We start from the raw sequence: 21,763 nt of genomic DNA on the forward strand, positions 1-21,763 counted from the left end.
CCGGCAATATCGGGCAGGCGCGCGCCTGCTCTCCCTGCACCGCGGCGCAGGGGAGGGTTTCAGGAACATTGGAAGGCTTCGGCCGATCAGCGGGCCGGCCGAAGCGTCAGGCTATTCGGCGGGAACGCTGGCGGGACGCTGGAAGCGGCGCTGGACCCATTCCTTGCTGGTCTTGAACCCTTCGGTGAAGGGGTAGACCATCGTCTCCCTGATCTGCATGCGGCGGCCGCCTTCCATGCCGAGCTTCTCGGCCTCGCCATCGATGCAGGTGCCGAAGAGGCGGTCGAAGATGATCCAGGTCGCCCCGTAATTGCTGCGGCTGGCTTCGAAATCCTGCGAATGGTGGACGCTGTGATGCTCGGTGGTGTTGAACAGGAAGCGCCACCAGCGCGGCGTGTTGAAGCGCACATTGATGTGCTGGTAGGTGCCGATCGCCAGGCCGAACGTGCCGGCGAGCAGGACGGCTCGGGGCAGGAAGTCGAAGAAGCCGCCAATGCCCAGCCCGATCAGGAACAGCTCCACCGGGTTGCCGACGGCGCCTTTGTTGATGTTCAGCTGGGTGATGTAGTGGTGCGGCGCATGGGTGAGCCATAGCGGGTACCAATTGTGCATCCCGCGATGCATCCAGTACTGGCCGAAATCGAAGATGAGCGAGATCAGCAGCGCCTGCACCAGCAGCGGCAGCCCGGTGAACCAGCTGAGCTTGTCCCAGTCATAGGCGCCCTGGATCGCCTCGATGATGACACCGTCGCCGATATAGGCATCGACCATGCGCAGTACCGTATAGCCCAGGCCGACATAGAACAGGTCGGTGCACAGCTCCTTCCAGGTGAGCTGCCAGCTATCGTGGCGCGGGTTCACCAGCTCGATCCCGATCAGGAACACCCTGAAGGAGACGCCGATGATGATGGCGGTCGTCGCGGTGGCGAGGGAATTGGGCGCGTAATACCAGAAGGCGACAAGCGCGAAGAGGAAGAAGGGCTGGAAATAGGTGAAGACGAAGCGCTTCAGCGGACCGCCTTCGACCTTGGGAATATTGTCCCACCCCACGGTTACAGGCGAATCGGCGCCTATGATCCTGTTTCCTACGCGTACACCGGCCATATCCGTCACCCCGCTGTCGAGCTTGTGGAGGTCCGCGGCACATCGGGCAGGATCGCGGGCTGGCTGGTGCCTAACCCCTTGTGGTCCTGCGTGTACTTCACGAGCGGACTCCCCTGGCCGGGCCTGAAATCGGCCCGGTTGGTTGCAGAATCTCTCCCGGTGAACGTGCTATCTTTTCGCTATGGGAATGGAGGCTATCGATATTAAGAAATGCGTCAAGAGTAATAACGCAACAAATTTGACATTTCTGCCAACCGGTCGCTCAGCCACGCGCAATATAGGCGCGCCAGCCGCCCAGTGCGGTGATATCTTCCGCGCCTTCCGTCGCGCGCGGTTCGGAGACGAAGCCCTTGACGCTGCTGCCGTCCTCCAGCGTCACCGTACCAATGGCGAGCGGGGCGGGCACTTCGGCCACGAAGCTGCCGAACGCGGCGACGTCCAGCTCATAGACTTCGACCGCGATCGCCGCGCCATCCTCGCTGTGCACCAGCGCCGGCTTGGGCGGCGTGCTGTCGGCCATTGCGTAGAGGCGATAGGTCGGGGCGGTCTGGAAAGCGCCGACGAACTTCGCATCGCGCGAGGTCAGCTGCCAGTGGAGCGGCATGTCCTTGAGATGGGCGCCGACAACGGCAAGTTTTACGGTTTCCATTCTTCCCTCCAGGTCGAGCGGGGGCGGCGGAGCAAGCTCCGCTGCTGTGAGAAAGGTTTCGGCTGCAGCCATCAGGCCATTGTCGCTGCCGGCAGGCCCGATCAGTGTGATGCCGAAGCCGGTGCCGTTGCTGCGAACACCTGCCGGGACCGCGATGGCCGCCATGTCGAGCAGGTTCACGAAATTGGTATAGAGGCCAAGATTGCTGTTCAGCGCTACCGGCGCAGCAAGCAGCTCAGCTACGCGATAGGTCGTCCCGGTGGTCGGGAAGGCCAGCATGTCGACCGATTGCCACATGGCTTCCGCCTGCCGCTGCAATTCGGCGAGGCGGTAGATGCCGTTGAACAGCTCCACTGCTGAAATCTCGGCGCCGGGGGCGACTACCGTTCGGACGGTGTCGTCAATCGCGCCGGGGTTGTTCGCCAGCAGTTCGGCCAGTGCTGCGGTGCGCTCTGCCACCCATGGGCCGCTATAGAGCAGGCTCGCCGCCTCGTTGAGGAAGGCGATGTCGAGTTCGACCAGCTCGCTTTCCTTGCCCAGTGCTCCGAGCGCGCGATCGTAGAGATATTCGGACTGATGATCGCCGAACCAGCCGCGCTGGTCGGGGCGCGGGACGCCAATGCGGGCAGGCTTTAGGGGACGTTCTGGAAGCGCCCTTGAATAGGGATCGGCGGAATCGAAGCTGGCGATAACCTCGTCCACCAGCTGCGCATCGCCAACACTATCAGCAAAGACGGTGATGCAGTCGAGCGTGCGGCAGGCGGGCACCAGGCCATTGGTACTCCACCGCCCCTTGCTCGGCTTCAGTCCGACGAGGTGGTGGAAGGCTGCAGGCACACGGCCCGAACCAGCGGTATCGGTGCCGAGCGCGAAAGGAACGAGGCCCGCCGCCACCGCCACAGCCGATCCCGAACTGGAACCGCCGCTGACATAGGCGAGATTATAGGCATTGCGCGGGATTCCGTATGGGCTGCGCGTGCCGACAAGCCCGGTCGCGAACTGGTCGAGATTGGTCTTGCCGACGCAGATCGCCCCCGCCTCCAGCAGCTTGCCCGTCACCGTGGCGGAGACGGCGGGCGTATAGGAGAATGCCGGACACGCCGCCGTCGTGTTGAAACCGGCAACGTCGATATTGTCCTTCACCGCAAAGGGCACGCCGGCGAGCGGCAGTTTCTCCCCTGCCGCGATACGCGCATCGACGGTGCGGGCGGCGGCAAGGATGCTTTCGGGAGAAGCGCGGCTGATCCAGATTTGCGGCTGGATCTCGTCATAGGCGGCAAGGCGCGCGAGAGTGTCTTCCGCAACGGAGACTGCGCTAAAGGTGCCCTCGTTTACCGAGGCAGCAATGGCGGCGGCGCTCTGGCGGTCGAGTACCGTCATGATGCGCGCCGCGTCAGGGCCATCAGGGGCGCGCCGGGCTCGATCGCCTGGCGTTCCTGCATATAGAGGGCGGTGATCGTTCCGGCATCGGGGCTTTCCAACGGACACTCCATCTTCATCGCTTCAATCACGGCGACCACGTCACCTGCCTCGACCTCGTCGCCTTCGGAGACGAGCAGTTTCCAGACATTGCCGCCGAACGGGGCTTCGACCACCTCGGCACCGTCGGGCACTTCGATGGCAGGCGCGGCCAGCGCTCCCGCTCCGGGGTCTTCGGTCAGTTCGGAAATGCGATCGAACTCCCCGCTACGCTCCCATTCGGCGCGTTCGGCATCGAAGGCAGACTGGCGGGTCTGCTGGAATGCCTCGATCGATTGCGCATTCTCGGCGAGGAACGCGCGATAGTCGGCAAGACGGAATTCGGAATGCTCGACCTCGATCGAGCGGCGTCCGGCGGGGAAGTCCCTGCGCCATTCCTCCAGCTCTTCGGCGCTCACTTCGAAGAAGCGGATCTGGTCGAAGAAGCGGAGCAGCCACGGCTTGCCTTCCTTGAAGGCATCGGTCTGGCGATAGGTGTTCCACACCTGGATCGTGCGGCCGAACAGCTGGTAGCCGCCCGGTCCCTCCATCCCGTAGATGCACATATAGGCCCCGCCGATGCCCACCACATTGGGCGGAGTCCAGGTGCGCGCAGGGTTGTATTTGGTGGTCACGAGGCGGTGGCGCGGGTCCACCGGCGTCGCCACGGGCGCGCCCAGATAGACGTCGCCCAAACCCATCACCAGGTAGCTGGCGTCGAACACCATATCCTGCACCGCATCGGCATCGGGCAATCCGTTGATGCGGCGGATGAACTCGATATTGTCCGGGCACCACGGCGCATCCTTGCGCACGGCTGCCATGTATTTCTCGATTGTTGCCGTGGTCGCCGGATCGCGCCAGCTCAAGGGCAGGTGGACGATGCGTGAGGGGATGGTGAAGTCCTCAAGGTCGCCCAGCTCATCCTCAGCCTCGATCAGTGCGGCGAGCGCATGCTGCTGGTCGAGCACGCGATCATCGAAATGGAGCTGCAGCGAGCGGATGCCGGGGACGATATCGACGACGCCGGGCAGGGCCTTCGCCTCCAGCACCGTCATCAGCGCATGCACGCGGATGCGCAGTTCGATGTCGAGCACGATGGGACCGTATTCGACGAGGATGTTGCGGTCGCCCTGCTGCCGGTAAAAGGTGCGTGGCCGATGCCCCTCCTCCGGAATTTCGGCCAGGATCGGGCTCAGTTCGGAGATATCGCGGGTGACACTCGCGGCGGCAAGGCCGGCCGGTGACGGGGCGAGGGCGGCGGCGCGGCTGGCAGCCTGCGCTTCCTCGATCCCCACAGGCACGAAGCGCAGGCGGTTGCCGGGGGCGAGCTGGCCGATCTTCCAGCGGTCGGCGGCGATCACCACGAAGGGACAGACGAAACCGCCCAGCGAAGGTCCGTCGGGACCAAGGATGATCGGCATGTCGCCGGTGAAATCGACTGCGCCGATGGCATAGGGATTGTCGTGAATGTTGGACGGGTGGAGCCCCGCCTCCCCACCATCCTTGCGCGCCCATTCGGGCTTGGGGCCAACAAGGCGAACGCCGGTGCGGTTGCTGTTGTAATGCACCTGCCATTCGGCATCGAGGATGGAGGTGATGTCCCCGTCGGTGAAGAAATCGGGTGCGCCATGCGGGCCGTACATCACGCGCAGGGTCCAGCGATTGCCGAAATCGGGGGCCTGTCCGGCGGGGACGCTGGCGGTGTCCAGCGCTCCATCCGCAAGGTGCAGCGTATCGCCCGCAAGCAGCCGGCGTGCGGCATGGCCGCCGAACTGGCCGAGTTCAAAGGTGCTGCGGCTGGCGAGATAGGGCGGGATGTCGAGCCCGCCGGCGAACAGGATATAGCCGCGCATACCGCCGCCGGCCACGCGGCCGAGCGCCAGCGTCTGCCCAGCAGCGACATCGAAGGGAACGTCACGATCGACAGGTTCGCCGTCCAATCGCGCACCGAAGTCGGCACCCGCGAGACACAGCCGCGCAGGCGCATTGAAGTGGAGCGTCGGCCCGGTGAAAGTGACTTCTAGCCCCGCTGTGCCTTCCGGATTGCCTAGCCGCAGATTGCCCGTGCGGAAGGAGCGGTCATCCATCGGGCCCGATGGCGGCACGCCCACTGACCACAGCCCCTCACGCCCCGGCCAGTCCTGCACTGTGGTGGCGGTGCCCCCTGAAACTACGCGGACACTGCGCGGCGTGTAATCGACATCGTCGAGCAGCCGTGTGGTGACCTGCCCGGACAGGAAGCGCTCCTCGCGCAGGACGTCGCGCAGCCAACGCAGGTTCGTTTCCATGCCGTCGATGCGGCTTTCTTCCAGCGCGGCCTGCATCGCCTTGATTGACGCCTCGCGCGTTTCAGCATGGGTGATCAGCTTGGCGATCATCGGATCGTACCATGCGCTCACCGTGGACCCGGCCTCGCACCATGTCTCCGAGCGGATATTGTCAGGGAAAGTCAGCGCGGTCAGCGTGCCTGTGGTAGGCCGATAGTCCAGCGCCGGGTCCTCGGCATAAAGGCGTACCTGCACCGAATGGCCGCGCGGTTGGGGCGGTGTGCGGTCCATGAAGGCATAATCGCCCGCCGCACCGCGCACCATCCATTCGACCAGGTCGATGCCCATCACTTCCTCGGTGACGCCATGTTCGACCTGCAGGCGCGTGTTCATCTCGAGGAAGAAGAATTCCTGCCGCTCGGCATCGAAGAGGAATTCCACCGTCCCGGCGGAGCGGTAGTGGGCCGCTTCGGCGAGCCGCACGGCAGCGGCGTGAAGGTCGCGGCGAACAGCGGAGAACAGGCAAGGGGCGGGGGCTTCCTCCACCACCTTCTGGTTGCGGCGCTGGAGCGAGCAATCGCGCTCTCCCAGCGGCATGACGCGGCCATCGCCATCGCCGAAGATCTGCACTTCGATGTGGCGCGCGCGGGCGATATAGCGTTCGAGGAAGACGCCGGCATCGCCGAAACTACTCGCCCCTTGCCGGACCACGCTGGCGAAGCCATCGCGCAAAGCAGACTCATCCTCGCAGATGCGCATGCCGATGCCACCGCCGCCAGCGGTTGCCTTCAGGATCACCGGATAACCGATTTCATTGGCAGCGCGCGCGGCCTCGTCCTCATCGGTCAGCAGGCCGGTGCCGGGCGCCAGCGGCACGCCCTGCTCGGCGGCAAGTGCGCGGGCGGAGTGCTTCAGGCCGAAGGTGCGGATATGCTCCGGACGCGGGCCAATGAAGGTGATCCCCGTCGCTTCGCACGCCTCGGCAAATTCGGCATTCTCGGCAAGGAAGCCATAGCCAGGATGGATATAACCCGCGCCCGTTTCCTTCGCCGCGGCGATGATGGCGGGAATGTCCAGATAGCTCTCGGCCGCAGGTGCCGGGCCGATACAAACCGCCGCATCCGCCTGCGACACATGGAGCGAATCTGCATCAGCCTCGGAATAGACAGCGACCGAACGCAGCCCCATGCTGCGCAGTGTCCGGATAATCCTGGTGGCAATCGCCCCGCGGTTGGCGATCAGTACCGTGCCCTCGCTCATGCAGAAACGATCATCCGCACGGGGGTGGGGTTGAAGGCGTTGCAGGGATTGTTGATCTGCGGGCAGTTGGAGACGACCACGATCACGTCCATCTCGGCCCGCAAATCGACCGTGAGGCCGGGAGCGGAAATGCCGTCAACGATGCCGAGCGATCCGTCCTCCTCGACCGGCACGTTCATGAAGAAGTTGATGTTGGAGACCATGTCGCGCTTGCCGCGCCCTTCGAGGAGGTTCGCCTCAAGAAAGTTCTCGACACAGGCATGCTGCGCCTTGGTGTGGTGGCCGTAGCGCAGCGTATTGGATTCGCAGGAACAGGCCCCGCCGATCGTGTCGTGATAGGCGACGGAGGTGCCGGTGATGGTCATCAACGGACGTCCTTCGTTGGACCGCAATACGCTGCCTTCGCGCAGGAAGAGGTTGCCCTGAGCCGAAACCGTGTCCTGCGCGCTGTAGCGCTCGGCATCGTCGGCATCGGAATAGAGCAGGAAGTCGACCGCCTGATTGCCCTCGATATCGATGATGCGCAGCGTCTCGCCGGCGGCGATGTGGTGCAGCCATGGCGCGCGGGCAGGGACGATTTCATCATGCAAGACGGCACCGGGAAGGCCCCCGAATGCGGGATCAGCGGTCATATTTCGTGCAGCCTTCCTTGCTAGCGGCGGAAATAGTCTTCGACATTCTCGAAGGCGCGCAGGCCCTCCGGTGTCGCGGTCCTGATCGGGTCGTTCTCGCCCGTTACCGGGCCACGCCAGGCGGAGATGCGCAGCGGCGACACCGTCCATTCGTCGCGCGGGTCGAGGACGTGTGGGCAGTTGGCGAGGACCACGATCACGTCCATCTCGGCGCGCAGCACCAGCTTGCGACCACCTTCGAAGGGGCCGACCAGCGGCGTGATCGTCCCGTCCGCCTCGATCTTCGTGCCCTTGAACAGGTTGATGCAGGGATGGACATCGCGCCGGTGGAGCCCGTGCTTGGCGGAACCGAGCAGCAGGCGGTCGCGGCCATTGGGGAAGGCGCCGCTATTGCGCCCCTCGCCATATTTCGCCTCGTTCGTGGCGGCGTTGGAGGTGCCGCAAAAGGCATCGTGTGTCGTCGCATCGTCTTCGAGGATGCTCATCATCACGCGGCCCATATCGGACAGCAGCAGCTTTCCGGCATTGAGATAGGCGTTCCACTGCACCTTCACCGTGTCTGCAACGTTGAGCCGCTCGCTCGGCATTTCTGCATTGTAGATGAGGAGCGATGCGCACGCGTCGCCCTCAATATCAATCAGGCGCAGGCGCGATCCGCGCGCCAGCTTGCGGGTGGCATAGCCGCCGGGCGCAACTGTTTCCTCCCACAGCAAATCCCCTGCCGCCACGCCTTCGGGAAGGTCGGGCGCCACCGGCGGCAGCACCGGCATGGCTTCGACCACGGTTCCGGCCATCGCACGTGCGTGGTCGCGGGCAGCAAGGGGATTTGCCAGTTCCTGGGTCATGCAGCGGCAGGCTTCTCGGACTTGGCCTTTTTCGAGGCGGGATGGTCGTCGGCCTCGCTCTCACCCTGCTCATGCAGCGGCGGCAGGAGGGCGGTGGTGGTCACCAGCTGGAGCTGGTGGACGCCGCGGATGGAACGCAGCGCATCGCACAGCGCTTCCAGCCGCACGGCCGGCCCCTGCACCAGCAGCACTTCGAGCGACTGGTCGTCCTCCAGGAAGACATGCTGCGAGGAGATCACCTCTTTCAGGTAATCGGATTGCGTCTGCGCAAGCTGTTGCCGCACGCTGCCGCGATCGCCGCGATAGACCAGCGTGATGGTGCCCGCGAGCATCTCCTCGGGACGCGTCAGCGCCTCATGCTCGGCCAGGGCATGGCGGATCAGTTCCGCGATCAGCTGCGAGCGGGACGGCAGGCCGCGTTCTTCCACCATCACGTCGAGCTGGCGGAACAGGTCTGCCGGAAGGCTCATACTGAGGCGGGCCAGGCTGGTAGGTTCGGATGCCATAGGGAGTTCCTCTCAATTATTATCTATTATGTCAATCGTAATACTAAGACTTTCTTCGCGGTCGGCTTCCTCATGGGGTGCAGGCGCGGTATCGGCGGCGGGCGCACCCTTCCGGGTGAGCGGAAGGTCGTAGACGACGGTCGCACCATAGCGTTGCGGGGCGTGCGGGTCATGCCGCCACTTATCGAGCGTGAGCACCCGGTTGCCGAGGGCGAAAGCCTCCCCGATATCGTGAGTGACCATCATCACGGTCAGCGAATAGTCGCTCCACAGCCGGGTGATCAGCTTGTGCATGTCGTTGCGGATACCGGGGTCGAGCGCGCCGAAGGGTTCGTCCAGCAGCAGGATGCGGGGCCGCTTGATCAGCGCCTGCGCGATGGCGAGGCGTTGCTGCATGCCGCCGGACATCTGCGCCGGATAGAGGTGCAGGCTGTCACCCAGGCCGACTGCCTGCAGCATCTCCTCCGCTTCCGCGATGGCGGCGCGACGGCTTGCGCCGAACAGCCTGCCGATGAAGCGCGATCGCTCGCATTCGAGGCCGAACACCGTGTTGTCGAGCACGGTCAGGTGCGGGAATACCGAATAGCGCTGGAACACCACGCCGCGATTGCTGTCGCATTCGGGTTTGAGGGGAACACCGTCGAGCGTGATGCTCCCGCGCGTGGGGGCATCCTGACCGAGCACCAGCCGCAACAGGCTGCTCTTGCCCGCACCCGACGGCCCGATCACCGAAACGAAGGCGCCTTCCGCAATATCGAGGTTGATGCGTTCGAGAACGACCTTGTCGCCATATTCGACCCAGACGTCGCGAAGGCTGAGGAAGGCGCTCATCGCTCAGCCCCGTGCGCCCAGCTGGACATGCGACGGCTGCACCAGACCAGCAGCAAGTCTGCGACGGCGGCGAGGATGGCGATCCATGCGACATAGGGCAGGATCACATCCATCGCGAGGTAACGGCGGACGAGGAAGATGCGATAGCCGAGCCCGATATCGGCGGCGATCGCCTCAGCCGAGATCAGGAACACCCATGCCGGGCCGAGCGACAGGCGCACGGCCTGGATCAGGCGCGGCATGGCTTGGGGCAGGACCACGCGCAGCATCAGCTGCCATGTGCTGGCGCCGAGCGTCTGCGCCTTGATGATCTGTTCGCGCGGCAGTTCGCCCACATGCCCGGCAACGTCGCGGATCATGAAGGGCGCGATGCCGACCACGATCAGCGCCACCTTGGCGGTTTCGCCAAGCCCGAAGGCGATGAAGAGGATGGGCAGCAGGGCAATGGGCGGGATCACCGCAACGCCCGTTACCAGCATGCCGAATGTCGCGCGGACCGGGGGCAGAAGGCCGAGCACAAGGCCGACCAGAAGTGCGCTAGCGGTGGAGATAGCTATGCCCAGGCCAAGCCGCTGCAGGCTGGCCAGCGTGTCCGCCCAGAAGAGGTAGCGGCCCGACAGCTGGTCCCGCTCGAACACCAGCCCCCGCATCGCATCGATCATGGCGCCGGGAAGCGGCAGGATCTTGTCCGCGGGATTGATGGCGTTCCGCTCGGCCGCGAGGATCAGGTAGAGAACGAGAAGCAGCAGGATCGGGACGATGCCCATAAGAAGGGCATTGGTCCGCCCGATCCTGCGATTGACCCAACGCATCAGTTTGCAAACCCTGTCTTGGCTTCAGTCCTTTGCTTCACCACGCTCACAGCGCGTCGTCGGCGGCCATCTGCATGAAGCTTTCATCGAAGCGCAGCGTGATGCGATCCGCGTCCCCCAGCGTTCGCCCGCCGGGGAAGGCCATGCCGATGGCATCGGCGGAGCTGGCGCCCTGGCCGAACAGCCCCTGCGCGAAGCTGAAGTCACGCACGCGCGTCATGGTCTCGACTAGCGAGGCGTCGGTCGCGGCGGCGACCGCCTGCTCCGGCTCGACATAGAGATAGGTGGTGGCGAGCTGCGCCTCGAACATTTCGGGCGTGGTGCCGGCCAGCTGCGCCATCGCCGCGCGGGCAGCAGCGCCCTCTTCGTCCTGCCGCTGCATCAGCTGGATGGTCTCGTACCAAATGCCCACCAGCGCCTTTCCGAGGTTCGGATTGGCTTCGAGCGTGGCGGTGTCGACTACCAGTAGGTCGAGGATCTCGCCGGGAATGTCGGCGGAGCTGAACACCTGGCTTGCGCCTGCTTCCTGCTTCATCGTCAGCAGTTGGGGGTTCCATGCGACGGCGGCGGTGACATCGGGCGAAGTGAAGGCGGCGGCAATATCGGCATCGGCCGTGTTGATGGTGCGCACATCCGTCATCGCAAGGCCTGCCGATTCCAGCGCACGCGCGAGCAGGTAATGCGATACGGACAGCTCGACGAGATTGACCTGCTGTCCGGAGATATCGGCAAGATTGCTGGTGCCCTTCAGCAGTACGCCGTCATTGCCGTTCGAATAGTCGCCGATGATGAGGGCGGTGGTGTCCTTGCCCCCGGCAGCGGGAATGGTGAGCGCATCCATGTTGGCGACGGTCACGCCGTCAAGCTGGCCGGCGGTGAACTGGTTGACCGATTCGACATAGTCGTTGACCTGCACGATATCGATCTCGATCCCGTAGCGATCGGCCCACTTCTTCACGATGCCCGCCTGTTCGGCATAGGGCCACGGCATCCAGCCGGCATAGATCGACCAGCCGATGGTGAATTCCGTCTTGGGTGCTGCGGCTTCTTCAGGCGCCTGCGAGCATGACGCTACGAGCAGCGCGCAAGCCATCATAGCCACTGCGCCTGCCTTGCGGATCCCGTTCAACATATATGGCAACTCCTTTCGCACTTGCAGCATTGCGGCAAAAGGGACCGCTGTCCATCACTTATTTATTACCGTTGCCATTTTTTGTAATATCCATATGGTGCGGCCCCGGAGCAGAGGGCGCTACAGCCGTCCGAGCCCGGAAGGTCGCCTGGGAGGGGATGCTTGGAAGGCAACCATTCGCCGCCGAACCGGCGGTCCTGCCCGGAGCATCAGATGCCGCAGACTTCCCCGTCACGACCAGTCCCGACACCTACGCCCACATCCACGATCAACCCGACCTTTTCGGGCAATGGCAATCTTGCCAGCGGGTATAATCCTCCGGGCGTCAAGAACACCGATTCCGCCGTCCCACTGCATCCGTCCGCGCCGGTCGTGCACGATTATTCCTGCGACGGGCCAGCGGCGGGAAGGCTGGGCTTTCGCTGGACCTATGGCTCCAATGTCGCGGCCAGGAACCGCGATCCGCGCGTGCAGGTGGTGCAGTATAACGAGGACACTTTCGTCCTGCGCCAGAATGTCTGCGTGCATTGGGAAGCGCCGTTCACCTATTTGCTGTTCGGCAATGACGGCGCGCTGCTGATCGACAGTGGAGCGACGGCGAATGCCAGCTACTATCCGCTGCGTGACACCGTTGACGCCATCATTACCCGCTGGGGCCAGATGCGGCGAAGGGACAAGGTGCCGCTCACCGTTGCGATGACATCAGGCGAGGACATCGCGCAGAGCCAGGGCATCGTGCAATTTGCGGGTCGGCCCGACACTACCATCGTGCCGACGCCTCTCGAGGTGATGAAGCGCCACTATGGTCTCTCGGTCACTTGGCCCTTGGGAACCTCCCGGATCGATCTGGGTGATCGTGTGATAGAAGTCATCCCCACGCCGGGCGCACATCGCGACGGGGTGAGCTTCTACGATCCCTATTGCGATTTCCTCTTCACCGGGGACCTGCTGTTTCCCGGCCGGATCAATATCAGCAATGATCGCGACTATGTCGCCTCGCTGGAACGTCTCAAGGCCTTCGCCGCGCGTGAGCCGGTGAAATGGGTGCTGGGCGGGCATATCGACATGATGTTCGTGCCGGGAAAGCACTACCCCCGCTTCGCCACCTACAAGCCCTATGAGCGGATCCTGCAGATGGAGCCCGAGCTGATCGACGAGGCGCTGCAATATGCGCACGAGGTCGCAGGCAAGGACATGATGCTGATCCGCCCGGACTTCGTCCTGTTCAACGGGGTCAGTCCCGACCAGCGGACACGGGTGTGGCCGGAAGGCGTGCCCAACATCGATGCGCCGCACCCGTTTTGATGGTCGGGAGAACGAACATGGATCGTCGCACATTCCTTTCATACAATGCCGCCGCTCTTACCGTTCCGGCAGTGCTGACCACCTACAGCAACGCTGCGCTCGCCGCCGCGCCGCGCCCGGAACCCATCGATTTCAAGAGCAATCTGCCCGCTGCCGGGAGCTTTCCCGATCGCTGGATCTGCGGTTCTGAATCGCTGATGGATAACACCGACCCGCCGGTACACGTCCACTGGTACAACGCGCACACCGCCATCCTGAGGCAGAACAAGGCCTATAGCTACGAGGCGCCCTTCGCGCCGCTCTATTTCGGCAATGACCGCGTGCTGCTGCTGGATGAAGGCTTCACCCAGCTGCGCAATGACTGGGACCTGCGCGGCGTGGTGGACGAGTGCATCGCCGACTGGTGCGCGCGCAACGGGCGCGATCCCGCCAGCCTGGAGCTGCTGGTCGCGTTCAGCCATTTGCACGCGGACCATTATGCCGCGGTCAACCAGTTCGCCGACCGGCCGAACACGCGCTATATGGGCCTCACCCATGAGGAGATGGTCGGCTTCTGGGGCATGACCAACTACCCGGAAGAGCAGGTGACGCTGGACCTTGGCGGGCGCGACATATTGATCTGGGGCTCACCCGGACACGTCGTCTCCGAATTCGCCTATTACGACAGCTACACGCAAATCCTCTACACCGGCGACATGTTCTATCGCGGCCGGTGCTACATCACCTTCTGGGAGCCGTGGTTCGACAGCATGACGCGGCTGATGGAATTTGTGGACACCCACCCGGTGACCCATGTGATGGGCTGCCACGTCGAGATCAGCAAGGATGGCGAGGACTATCCCTACGGCCTGACCTGGCAGCCCGATGAGGCACCGGTCGAGATGACGGTCGCGCAGCTGCGCGAAGCCTATGAGCACGCCAAGACGATCACCGAGCCGGGCATATATTTCACCGGCACGGTGTTCCTGTGCAACCAGACGCGCAGCTTCACCACGATCGACAGCAACCCCTATCGCTACAGCTGACCGCATCAGCGCGTCCCCCAGTTCCAAGGAGCCAGACCCATGAACCGTTCGATCCTGCTGCTGCCCTTCCTCGCCGCTGCCTGCGCTCCCTCAGCGGAGGAGCCCGTCAGCACCGAATTCGCCGAGAATATTATCGAAGTGCCCGGCTTTGCCGATTTCCTCCAGGTCGATGGCGACACGGTGTGGACCACCAATGACGGGCGGGTGGAGCAGTGGTCGACCACCGAATTGCTCGCCTCGGTCGAAATCCCGCGTCCCTGCGGCACGATGGCGATGGCAGCCGGGTCGCTGTGGGTGGGCAATTGCGAGGGCGGCGAGCTTTACCGCATCGATCCGGAGACGGCAGAGGTGCTCGCAATGATCCCGGCCGGTATCGGCCCCAGCGGCGAGCAGAATGTGGTTGCCGGGGCCGGGGCGGTCTGGGCGCCGAACCAGGCCGACGGCACGATTTCTCGCATCGATCCGGAGAGCGACAGCATCGTCGCCTCGATCGAAGTGGCCACCGGCACGACTTTCCTCGCCTTCGGCTTCGACGCGCTATGGGCGGTGAGCAGCGAAGGCGGGACGCTGCAGCGGATCGATCCGGAGACCAATGCCGTAACCGACACGATCGTGCTGGGCGACACGCCGGGCTTCCTCGTCGCAGGCGAGGGTGCGGTCTGGGTGCAGGAACAGGGTGACGGTACGGTCGCCCGTATCGATCCGGCAACGCGCGAAGTGGCCGGCCGCACAGCGGTGGGCGAGAACCTCAAATGGGGCGATATCGACACCGGAGACGGAAAGGTGTGGCTGCGCACGACCGACGACCAGACCTTCGTCGTGATCGATGCTCAGACTGCCGAAATCCTCGCGCGCGTCGGGCGTCCGGAGGGAAGCGGCGCGCTGCGCTACACGCCCGAGGGCATCTGGACGAGCGCGCATGACGTGCACACGCTCACCTGGTGGTCCGAAGGGAGCGAGTAGCGGGCAGAACCGATTCGTGCCGGAGGCTCGACACCTGTTGCATCTTGATTACACGAACGCGTCGCGCGGTCGTCAGGCGAGGGCGGAGAGGAGCCGCCCGCATGCCGAAAAGCGGCAGGATTCCGCAGTTGCGAAGGGATTTGCCGAGACCGCCGACAGGCCTAATTAATACTCTTGACGCATTCCGTAATATCGGTAGCGTGTGTCATGCCGTCGTAAAGAACGGTCTAACTCGGGACGAGGATCTGCAGAATTGAGCCGCCACCCGGCTCGATATGGAGATTGTCTATGGATCGAGCATCAGGTAGCCAGACACCCCCAGCGGATGCGCGCGCTCCTGTCGATGGTCCGGCTGCCAGCGGCGGCTCTCTCAAGCGATCTCTCGTCAACTTCATTCCCGTCGCCACCTTAGTCGCAGTCGTCCTTGGCTGGATGCTGGCGCCGCGTTCGATCACCGAAAGCCCCTGGTCCATCCTCATCGCAGGGGTCGTCACCAGCTTCTTCCTGCTCGGCCTCGAACAGCTGTTTGAACGGCACGAAGGCTGGCGCCTCAACAAGATCGAGTTCGCCACCGACCTCTTCTACATGGTGCTGATGTACACCGTGATCGGCTGGGCGGTGGAAGTCCTCGCCGACGGGCCGCTCGCCTCGCTCAAGGAGATGCTTGGCATCACCACGCCCTGGGTCACCGCCTTGCCCTTCGTGTTGCAGGTGGCGCTCGTCATCTTCCTGATCGAATTCGGCCAGTACTGGATGCATCGCGCGATGCATAACTGGTACCCGCTGTGGCTGACCCACGCGCCGCACCACCACATCACCCAGCTCAACGCGCTGAAGGGTTTCGTCGGCAATCCGATCGAGCTGTTCCTGATCAGCCTCAGCGTAGTGGCGCTGTTCGATTTCGACATCGTCGCGCTGTTCTGCGCACTCAACGTCCTCGGCGTGATATCGGGTTACGCCCATGCGAATATCCGCTCGGACCCGCCGCTGGTCTATTCCTTTGTCTTCACCACGATCCGCCACCACAGCCTGCACCACACGGCGCTGAGCTATGAAGATACGCGGTGCAATTATGCCAATTCGCTGATCCTGATCGACCGCATCTTCGGCACCTATCGCGAAGGGGAATCCGCGATCGTGGGCCAGGATGAACGCAAGCGGCTGTCGATCTACGAACAGTTCATGTTTCCGTTTCAACCACTGATAGACAAGTACAAGAGCAGGCGGAGTACGTCGGCGTAAGCCGACAAATTGGATAAATAACGAAATATCGGGATCGCAATATCAGGCGAAATATCATCGTCGAACTGCGCAAGTAGCGAACTGAAATCCGAATAACGGAAACCGGTCACTACCAAAGGTCCTCAAGAAGAAATTACCAGGCTGCGACATGCGAGTCGCGGCCCGGGGAGGCTCAACCAAAAAGCATGCGGGGTACGAATATCATGAGAAATAGCGCCAAACTGAAGCTGCGCCTGCTGTCGGCGACAATCATCTCGAGCACCATGCTCGCCATGCCGGCGATGGCCCAGAGCGAAGAGAGCGAGGAGGGCGCGAGCGGCAACACCATTCTCGTCACCGCCACGCGCCGCGCGACGACGATCATGGATACGCCGATCAACATCACCGCCGTCAGCGCCGAGGAGCTCCAGCGCCAGCGGATCGACGACATTCGCGACATTGCCGATTTCACACCGGGCGTGACCATTTCCGACACGGGTGGTGGCACCACGGGCGATATCGTGCTGCGCGGCCTTAACGCCACCGACGTCGACGATTTCGGCTCCAACTTCGATGACGCGCTGGGCATCTATCTCGGCGAGGTTCCGCTCTATTACGACTTCAAGCTAATCGACATCGAACGCGTCGAGACGCTGCTTGGCCCGCAAGGCACGCTTTATGGCCTTGGTACGCTGGCCGGTGCGATCCGCTACATTCCCAACCGGCCCGATCCGACCGCCATCGAGGGATCGTTCCATGCGCGTGGTTACGCCAAGTCGGAAAGCGATGATTTCGGCTACCAGGTCGATGGTGTGATCAACCTGCCGATCGTGCGCGATCACATCGCCTTCCGCAGCGCCACGGGCTATTACTTCGATCCCGGCTATATTGATTACCCGCTGCTTGTGCAGGAGCCCGGCATATCGAACCCGCAGCCGGACGGGCCTGACAGCATCACCCAGGCCGGCTACGACGCGAACCTTTTCGAGGCAGAGGATCTCAATTTCGAGCGCACCTTCACCTCGCGCAACCAGTTGCTGTTCCAGACCGACGACAACCTGCAGCTGCTGCTGACCTATGCGTATCAGCAGACCAAGACCGATGGCGCATCGTCGAACAGCGCCGGCGTGCTGGGAACGGGCGTCTACGAAAACGCCAGCCGCTTTGAGGAGCCGGTGGATCGCCACGCGCATCTCGCCAGCGCCCAGATCAATGCGAATATCGCCGACATCGTCGATGTCGTGGCCACTGGTGCCTACACCGAAACCAAGTTTGACGCGCTTGGCGACGTGACCGACCTGCTGCTCGATCTCGACTATGGCTACGAGCTGTATCCCGGCTTTGCGGGCTTCTTCCAGTCGGACCAGAAGCGCAAACAGAAGAATGCCGAAATCCGCTTCGTTTCAAGCCATGGGGGTCCGCTCAGCTGGGTTCTCGGCGGCTTCTACAACGAGAATAAGTTCAACAGCGACTATGCCGAGCGCCTGCCGAACCACCCCTGGGGAGATCCGGCGACCAATCCGGAATTCCTGGAATATGTCAGCTATGTCGAATCCGAGGTGAAGGAGAAGGCGGTCTTCGGTGAAGCGACCTTCCAGATCATCCCGCAATGGCAGGTAACCGCTGGCGCCCGCTATTTCGACTACACCTCGACAATTGCCGGTGCGGCGGCGCTGCCGTTCCTGGGCGATCCGCTCGATCCGCGCGAACTGGACGTCAATGGCGGCGATGACGGCCAAGATGGCTGGGTGTGGAAGTTCAACACCTCCTTCGACATCACGCCAGACATCATGATCTACGGCACCTACAGCAAGGGCTACCGCCTTGGCGGCCCGAACCGTGTCGCGCCGTGTCCGCCCGATATCCCGGTAGACCCGACCGAGTATACAGGAGACCAGATCATCTGCGCCCTGCCCAACGAAGAACAGTATGGGCCGGATACGACCAAGAACCTTGAACTGGGTATCCGCGCGCAGCTGTTCGACGATATCCTGTCGCTCAACTTCAACGTGTTCCAGATCAAGTGGGACGGTATCCAGGTCAATTCTGCCACGACCTATGGCGTTACCGGCATTACGGTGAACGGCGGCACTGGCGAGTCCGAGGGCTTCGAGACATCCTTCGTGATCAGGCCGGTCCCTCAACTGACGATCCGGGGAACCTATTCCTATCTGGATGCCAAGCTGACGCAGGACGTCCCCGGCCTCATCTCGGTCAACGACCCTGCGGGAACATATCCCAGCGCTCCGATATCGATCGATGCACTTGATGGCGATCGCCTACCGGGTTCGGCCAAGAATTCGGGTAGCCTCGGGGTGACCTATGTCACGCCCATGGCGGACGGTGAACTGATCGCCAACTGGACGGCCGTCTATCGCGGCAATGTCGTATCGCGCCTGGGCTATGAACGCGCTTTCGGCGATCTTATCCCGAGCTTCACGACCCATCGCGCTTCGGTGGCCTATGAGTGGGACAATTACACGATCAGCTTGTGGGCGAACAACATCTTCAACAACGATGCGATTGTTTCCGTGACCAATGACCGGTCGCGCACGGGCCTGAATGATGGTGTTGTCCTGCGCTATTACCGCCAGGTTCCGCTCAACCCGCGTACCGTGGGTGTGGAGGGCCGCGTCTCCTTCTGACCCGCCGGAGATAGCGAGCAAAGCGAAGGGGCGCTGGCCGGAAACGGTCGGCGCCCCTTTTCTCTGCGCTTGGTAAGCAACTCAGCCGGTCGGAATACCCTGCTCTTCGAACCAGTCGCAGATCGGCGCCAACGTCTTTTCATGCGCGCGCCACCGTCCGACAGCATCGGCATTGAGCGGACGGCGAACCTGCGCCGCGCTGGGCGTTGCAACTGCCGCCTTGCTCTCATGGAAATTCAGGCAGGCTTCGTCCCAATCCAGCCCGCAATGATCGAGCAGCCGCCGGGTCTGGCTTTCCTGGTCCGCGACGAGTTCCTCATAGGAGAGTTGCAGTACGCGGCCGGGGAAAAGCCTGTCCCACAGCGCCATCAGCCGCGCGAAGCGCGCATAATAGCGCGCCGTATCCATCAGGTCATAGGAATAGGCGTAATAGGCCGACTGGCTGGCGAACAGGTTCTTGTAATTGCTCCACACAGTGTCCAGCGGATTGCGGCGCAGGCACACGATCCGGGCATTGGGCAGGGCGCGGGCGATATGGCCGATATAGAGGAAATTGGCCGGAAGCTTGTCGATGAACCTGCTTCCCTCGCTTGGGCGATGGGGCGCGGCTTGCGCCATATAGGCCTCCCCGATCCGCTGCGGTTCGATATCGCCGCTGGCCTGCACGGTTTCGGCATCGATGACCTTGCGCGACGGCGTGCCAGCCAGCCGCTTGACCGCCACCGGCATCGCCTGCAGCTCTCCGGCGGAAGCGACGTGGTGGTGCGACGAGAGGATACGGTCGACCAGCGTAGTGCCGGTGCGCGGCATGCCGGTCACGAAAATCGGCGAGCCATCGGGATTGCCTTCCCCCGCGAACAGCTTTCCGTCCCGCCCGGCGAACAGCGCCTCGATCGCATCGAAGATCGCCGCATCATCGGCAAAGTCATATTGCAGGGCGCGCTTGTGTTGCGCATTAGCGGTGGAGAGGTGTTCGAACGCCTCGGCATCGCCCAGATCCTCCAACTCCTTCGCCAGCGCATAGCGGATACGCAACGCATCGTCGGGATCGCTCGCCTCGGTCAGGACCTGCCTCAGCCGCGGCACGTGATTGGCCGCCGCCGTCTGGCGCGAGAGTATCGCCAGCGCATAATGCGCCCGCGCATTGCCTGGGTCCGTGGAGAGGATGGCTTCGTAGTTCTCGCGCGCAGCCTCTACCTGACCGGTGAAGCTTGCTGCTGCTGCCAAATTGTAGCGGAAATCGAGATTGTCCGGTTCGATCGCGACCGCGCTTGTGAAGGGCGCGATCGCGCCTTCATGGTCGCCGATCCGGGTTAGCACACAGCCGATCGTATCGAGCGTGCGCGCATCGCTGGGGTCGAGCACCAGCGCCTTGCGCGCCACATTGGCCGCCTCCCCATCGCGATGCAGCAGGCTGAGCAGCCGCGCCAGCTGGGCAAGGTGTTCGGCTTCCGGCCCGCGTTGGGCGGCAGCTTCCAGCAGCAGCACGGCATTGTCGATCTGACCGGCCTGCTCTGCGGCAATGCCGAGCAGGAAGTAGCCCTGCGGCGCATCGCGCTGCTGCATGACCAGCGACTTGGCGGCGTTCGTCGCCGCCAGCAGGTCGCCTTCTTCCAGTGCCTGCCGGGCCTGCGCCTCAAGCGTCGCGGGCGAGAGTTCTGCCGTGGGGCCGGCGGTATTCATGCCAGCCCCCGGCTGAAGTTGGTTCCTAGCGGCTGGACGCCAGCTGCACCGGCGCTTCGTTTGCCGCCACGCGGGTTTCGATCTGCTCGCGGATCTTCGCCAGCACTTCGGTACGGCATTCCCGCGCGCGGGCATGCGCCCTCAGGTGCACGGTATCGAGCCCTTCGCCGCACACGGCGCGCGCCGCATTGTCCATGCGGATGGCGAGGCGCCGCTGTCCGTCCACGGTCGTCAGGTCGAGCCCGTCGAGGCGGAGTGTTGCCGATTCCTGCACGAAGGGGTCGGGAAGTGTGTTTGCCGCCATGGCCGGCGTCGCAAGCGCGCACGCGGCCAGGGCCATCAGGCCTGCTTTCATGGTCATCCTCTCCTGTATTGTCGCGTTGCCGCTCTGTGGCGGCTAGCCAAGGAGATATGCCTGCCCCGGCAGGCTTGCAAGGATCAGCGGGAGAGGATTGCAAGGTCAGGAGCCCGTGACCTCGAGCGATGTCAGCGTGGTGATACCGCCGAGCAACCCGATCGGCAGCGGGGTGCTGGCGGAGGTTTCAGTGTTAGTATGAGGATTTCGCAGCGAAATTTCGATTGTGCGAGCCTGTGGCGAGGAGATCTCGCGCACCGTGTCGACCGGGAGGCGTACGCGCCAGCTATTCTTCCCTTCGACGGTGAATTTTCGGCCGTTCACGCTGACGGTAAAGGCCGGATCTTCGCGAAACCCTGAGATCCGAAGACAGCTTTCCTCGCCGCAGCGGACCAGTCGGGCACGCGGATCCATTTCAGCGAGGGCCGGGGTGACGTGACCCACGGCCAGGGCTGTTCCAAGGAAAAGGGAAGGGGCGAGAAGCCGCATGCAGAGTCTCCTTGCTACGCGCCCCGCGAAAGGCGCGTGTTGCAGAAACTCTCCCAAAGACTTTCTCTTGATTGCCCTGAGTGTTCAGGAAACAGCCTTGCGCGTCAAGCGGCGCAGAGCTTCGATTTTGCAGGAGACTGTTTGCTGTCGGACTGCCCGCTCCGCCATCCCACCTGCGGCAAGGGCAGGATGGGAAGCGGAAGGGCGCGCGCTCAGATCGGGTAGTGACCCGGCTCGGTTTCGAAGGTGATCCAGCGCAGTTCGGTGAATGCATCGATACCGGCCTTGCCGCCGAAGCGGCCATAGCCCGATGCCTTCATGCCGCCGAAGGGCATCTGCGGCTCGTCGGACACGGTCGAGGCATTTACGTGGCAAATGCCAGCCTGGATCTGGCGAGCCACCTTCAATCCGCGGGCGGTGTCCCTGGTAAATACGGCGGACGAGAGACCATATTCGGTATCGTTCGCCAGCTCGATCGCATGCGCCTCATCCCGTGCGCGGGCAATGCCCACGACGGGGCCGAAGCTTTCGTCGCGGAACAGCTTCATGTCCGGTGTCACCTTGTCCACCAGATGCGC

18 protein-coding genes are annotated in these 21,763 nt (G+C 63.3%); 5 read left to right on the forward strand and 13 right to left on the reverse strand.

Annotated features, from left to right (window positions below; translation table 11 throughout):
* Nucleotides 1-111: 111 nt before the first annotated feature.
* From E5222_RS13510 to E5222_RS13550, 9 genes are all read right to left on the reverse strand, one after another.
* Nucleotides 112-1,104: a sterol desaturase family protein gene (locus E5222_RS13510; RefSeq protein ID WP_136694295.1), complete on the reverse strand. Its 993-nt coding sequence runs from the start codon at nt 1,102-1,104 to the stop codon at nt 112-114.
* Between the two features lie 262 nt (nt 1,105-1,366).
* Complete coding sequence (gene atzF, locus E5222_RS13515; protein ID WP_136694296.1) at nt 1,367-3,133, reverse strand: allophanate hydrolase; 1,767 nt, start codon at nt 3,131-3,133, stop codon at nt 1,367-1,369.
* Nucleotides 3,130-6,741 carry an urea carboxylase gene (gene uca / locus E5222_RS13520; protein ID WP_136694297.1) on the reverse strand — a complete coding sequence of 1,204 codons (3,612 nt, stop codon included), beginning with the start codon at nt 6,739-6,741 and terminating at the stop codon, nt 3,130-3,132. The genes atzF and uca overlap by 4 nt, the downstream gene beginning before the upstream one ends.
* Nucleotides 6,738-7,373 carry an urea amidolyase associated protein UAAP2 gene (locus E5222_RS13525; RefSeq protein ID WP_136694298.1) on the reverse strand — a complete coding sequence of 212 codons (636 nt, stop codon included), beginning with the start codon at nt 7,371-7,373 and terminating at the stop codon, nt 6,738-6,740. Before E5222_RS13525 ends, uca begins: the two co-directional genes overlap by 4 nt.
* A 20-nt stretch (nt 7,374-7,393) precedes the next feature.
* Nucleotides 7,394-8,218 (reverse strand): urea amidolyase associated protein UAAP1, encoded by an 825-nt coding sequence (locus E5222_RS13530; protein WP_136694299.1) that lies wholly within the window; start codon nt 8,216-8,218, stop codon nt 7,394-7,396.
* Nucleotides 8,215-8,724: a CopG family ribbon-helix-helix protein gene (locus E5222_RS13535; RefSeq protein ID WP_136694300.1), complete on the reverse strand. Its 510-nt coding sequence runs from the start codon at nt 8,722-8,724 to the stop codon at nt 8,215-8,217. The genes E5222_RS13530 and E5222_RS13535 overlap by 4 nt, the downstream gene beginning before the upstream one ends.
* A 12-nt stretch (nt 8,725-8,736) precedes the next feature.
* Nucleotides 8,737-9,555 carry an ABC transporter ATP-binding protein gene (locus E5222_RS13540; RefSeq protein ID WP_136694301.1) on the reverse strand — a complete coding sequence of 273 codons (819 nt, stop codon included), beginning with the start codon at nt 9,553-9,555 and terminating at the stop codon, nt 8,737-8,739.
* Nucleotides 9,552-10,367, reverse strand: coding sequence for an ABC transporter permease (locus E5222_RS13545; RefSeq protein WP_136694302.1), 816 nt, complete (start codon nt 10,365-10,367; stop codon nt 9,552-9,554). Before E5222_RS13545 ends, E5222_RS13540 begins: the two co-directional genes overlap by 4 nt.
* Before the next feature lie 46 nt (nt 10,368-10,413).
* Nucleotides 10,414-11,499, reverse strand: coding sequence for a putative urea ABC transporter substrate-binding protein (locus E5222_RS13550; protein WP_136694303.1), 1,086 nt, complete (start codon nt 11,497-11,499; stop codon nt 10,414-10,416).
* A 213-nt stretch (nt 11,500-11,712) separates the two neighbouring features.
* Here E5222_RS13550 and E5222_RS13555 point away from each other — a divergent pair, with 213 nt between their 5' ends.
* From E5222_RS13555 to E5222_RS13575, 5 genes are all read left to right on the forward strand, one after another.
* Complete coding sequence (locus E5222_RS13555) at nt 11,713-12,804, forward strand: MBL fold metallo-hydrolase (protein WP_136694304.1); 1,092 nt, start codon at nt 11,713-11,715, stop codon at nt 12,802-12,804.
* A gap of 17 nt (nt 12,805-12,821) precedes the next feature.
* On the forward strand, nt 12,822-13,829 hold the full coding sequence (locus E5222_RS13560; protein WP_136694305.1) for an MBL fold metallo-hydrolase: 1,008 nt from the start codon (nt 12,822-12,824) through the stop codon (nt 13,827-13,829).
* Nucleotides 13,830-13,868: 39 nt separating this feature from the next.
* Complete coding sequence (locus E5222_RS13565) at nt 13,869-14,792, forward strand: Vgb family protein (RefSeq protein WP_136694306.1); 924 nt, start codon at nt 13,869-13,871, stop codon at nt 14,790-14,792.
* A 288-nt stretch (nt 14,793-15,080) separates the two neighbouring features.
* Nucleotides 15,081-16,034, forward strand: a complete 954-nt coding sequence (locus tag E5222_RS13570) for a sterol desaturase family protein (protein ID WP_136694307.1) — start codon at nt 15,081-15,083, stop codon at nt 16,032-16,034.
* Between the two features lie 203 nt (nt 16,035-16,237).
* Nucleotides 16,238-18,658, forward strand: a complete 2,421-nt coding sequence (locus E5222_RS13575; RefSeq protein WP_211196155.1) for a TonB-dependent receptor — start codon at nt 16,238-16,240, stop codon at nt 18,656-18,658.
* An 81-nt stretch (nt 18,659-18,739) separates the two neighbouring features.
* Here the strand turns inward: E5222_RS13575 and E5222_RS13580 are convergent, their stop codons facing one another.
* From E5222_RS13580 to E5222_RS13595, 4 genes are all read right to left on the reverse strand, one after another.
* Nucleotides 18,740-20,341, reverse strand: coding sequence for a tetratricopeptide repeat-containing sulfotransferase family protein (locus E5222_RS13580; RefSeq protein WP_136694308.1), 1,602 nt, complete (start codon nt 20,339-20,341; stop codon nt 18,740-18,742).
* Between the two features lie 25 nt (nt 20,342-20,366).
* Nucleotides 20,367-20,702: a UrcA family protein gene (locus tag E5222_RS13585; RefSeq protein WP_136694309.1), complete on the reverse strand. Its 336-nt coding sequence runs from the start codon at nt 20,700-20,702 to the stop codon at nt 20,367-20,369.
* 99 nt (nt 20,703-20,801) lie between these two features.
* On the reverse strand, nt 20,802-21,185 hold the full coding sequence (locus E5222_RS13590; RefSeq protein WP_136694310.1) for a hypothetical protein: 384 nt from the start codon (nt 21,183-21,185) through the stop codon (nt 20,802-20,804).
* 212 nt (nt 21,186-21,397) lie between these two features.
* Nucleotides 21,398-21,763: aldehyde dehydrogenase family protein (locus tag E5222_RS13595; protein ID WP_136694311.1), on the reverse strand; the 366-nt coding region annotated here is incomplete at its 5' end.

This window comes from Alteraurantiacibacter aquimixticola, assembly GCF_004965515.1.
Taxonomy (GTDB): Bacteria; Pseudomonadota; Alphaproteobacteria; order Sphingomonadales; family Sphingomonadaceae; genus Alteraurantiacibacter; species Alteraurantiacibacter aquimixticola.

Coding starts and splice junctions, on each gene's coding strand:
- E5222_RS13580 (WP_136694308.1), bottom strand. CDS start 20,341: ATGAATACCGCCGGCCCCACGGCAGAACTCTCGCCCGCGACGCTTGAG.
- E5222_RS13575 (WP_211196155.1), top strand. CDS start 16,238: ATGAGAAATAGCGCCAAACTGAAGCTGCGCCTGCTGTCGGCGACAATC.
- E5222_RS13550 (WP_136694303.1), bottom strand. CDS start 11,499: ATGTTGAACGGGATCCGCAAGGCAGGCGCAGTGGCTATGATGGCTTGC.
- E5222_RS13560 (WP_136694305.1), top strand. CDS start 12,822: ATGGATCGTCGCACATTCCTTTCATACAATGCCGCCGCTCTTACCGTT.
- uca (WP_136694297.1), bottom strand. CDS start 6,741: ATGAGCGAGGGCACGGTACTGATCGCCAACCGCGGGGCGATTGCCACC.
- E5222_RS13535 (WP_136694300.1), bottom strand. CDS start 8,724: ATGGCATCCGAACCTACCAGCCTGGCCCGCCTCAGTATGAGCCTTCCG.
- E5222_RS13570 (WP_136694307.1), top strand. CDS start 15,081: ATGGATCGAGCATCAGGTAGCCAGACACCCCCAGCGGATGCGCGCGCT.
- E5222_RS13540 (WP_136694301.1), bottom strand. CDS start 9,555: ATGAGCGCCTTCCTCAGCCTTCGCGACGTCTGGGTCGAATATGGCGAC.
- E5222_RS13530 (WP_136694299.1), bottom strand. CDS start 8,218: ATGACCCAGGAACTGGCAAATCCCCTTGCTGCCCGCGACCACGCACGT.
- E5222_RS13565 (WP_136694306.1), top strand. CDS start 13,869: ATGAACCGTTCGATCCTGCTGCTGCCCTTCCTCGCCGCTGCCTGCGCT.
- E5222_RS13555 (WP_136694304.1), top strand. CDS start 11,713: ATGCCGCAGACTTCCCCGTCACGACCAGTCCCGACACCTACGCCCACA.
- E5222_RS13510 (WP_136694295.1), bottom strand. CDS start 1,104: ATGGCCGGTGTACGCGTAGGAAACAGGATCATAGGCGCCGATTCGCCT.
- E5222_RS13585 (WP_136694309.1), bottom strand. CDS start 20,702: ATGACCATGAAAGCAGGCCTGATGGCCCTGGCCGCGTGCGCGCTTGCG.
- E5222_RS13545 (WP_136694302.1), bottom strand. CDS start 10,367: ATGCGTTGGGTCAATCGCAGGATCGGGCGGACCAATGCCCTTCTTATG.
- E5222_RS13590 (WP_136694310.1), bottom strand. CDS start 21,185: ATGCGGCTTCTCGCCCCTTCCCTTTTCCTTGGAACAGCCCTGGCCGTG.
- atzF (WP_136694296.1), bottom strand. CDS start 3,133: ATGACGGTACTCGACCGCCAGAGCGCCGCCGCCATTGCTGCCTCGGTA.
- E5222_RS13525 (WP_136694298.1), bottom strand. CDS start 7,373: ATGACCGCTGATCCCGCATTCGGGGGCCTTCCCGGTGCCGTCTTGCAT.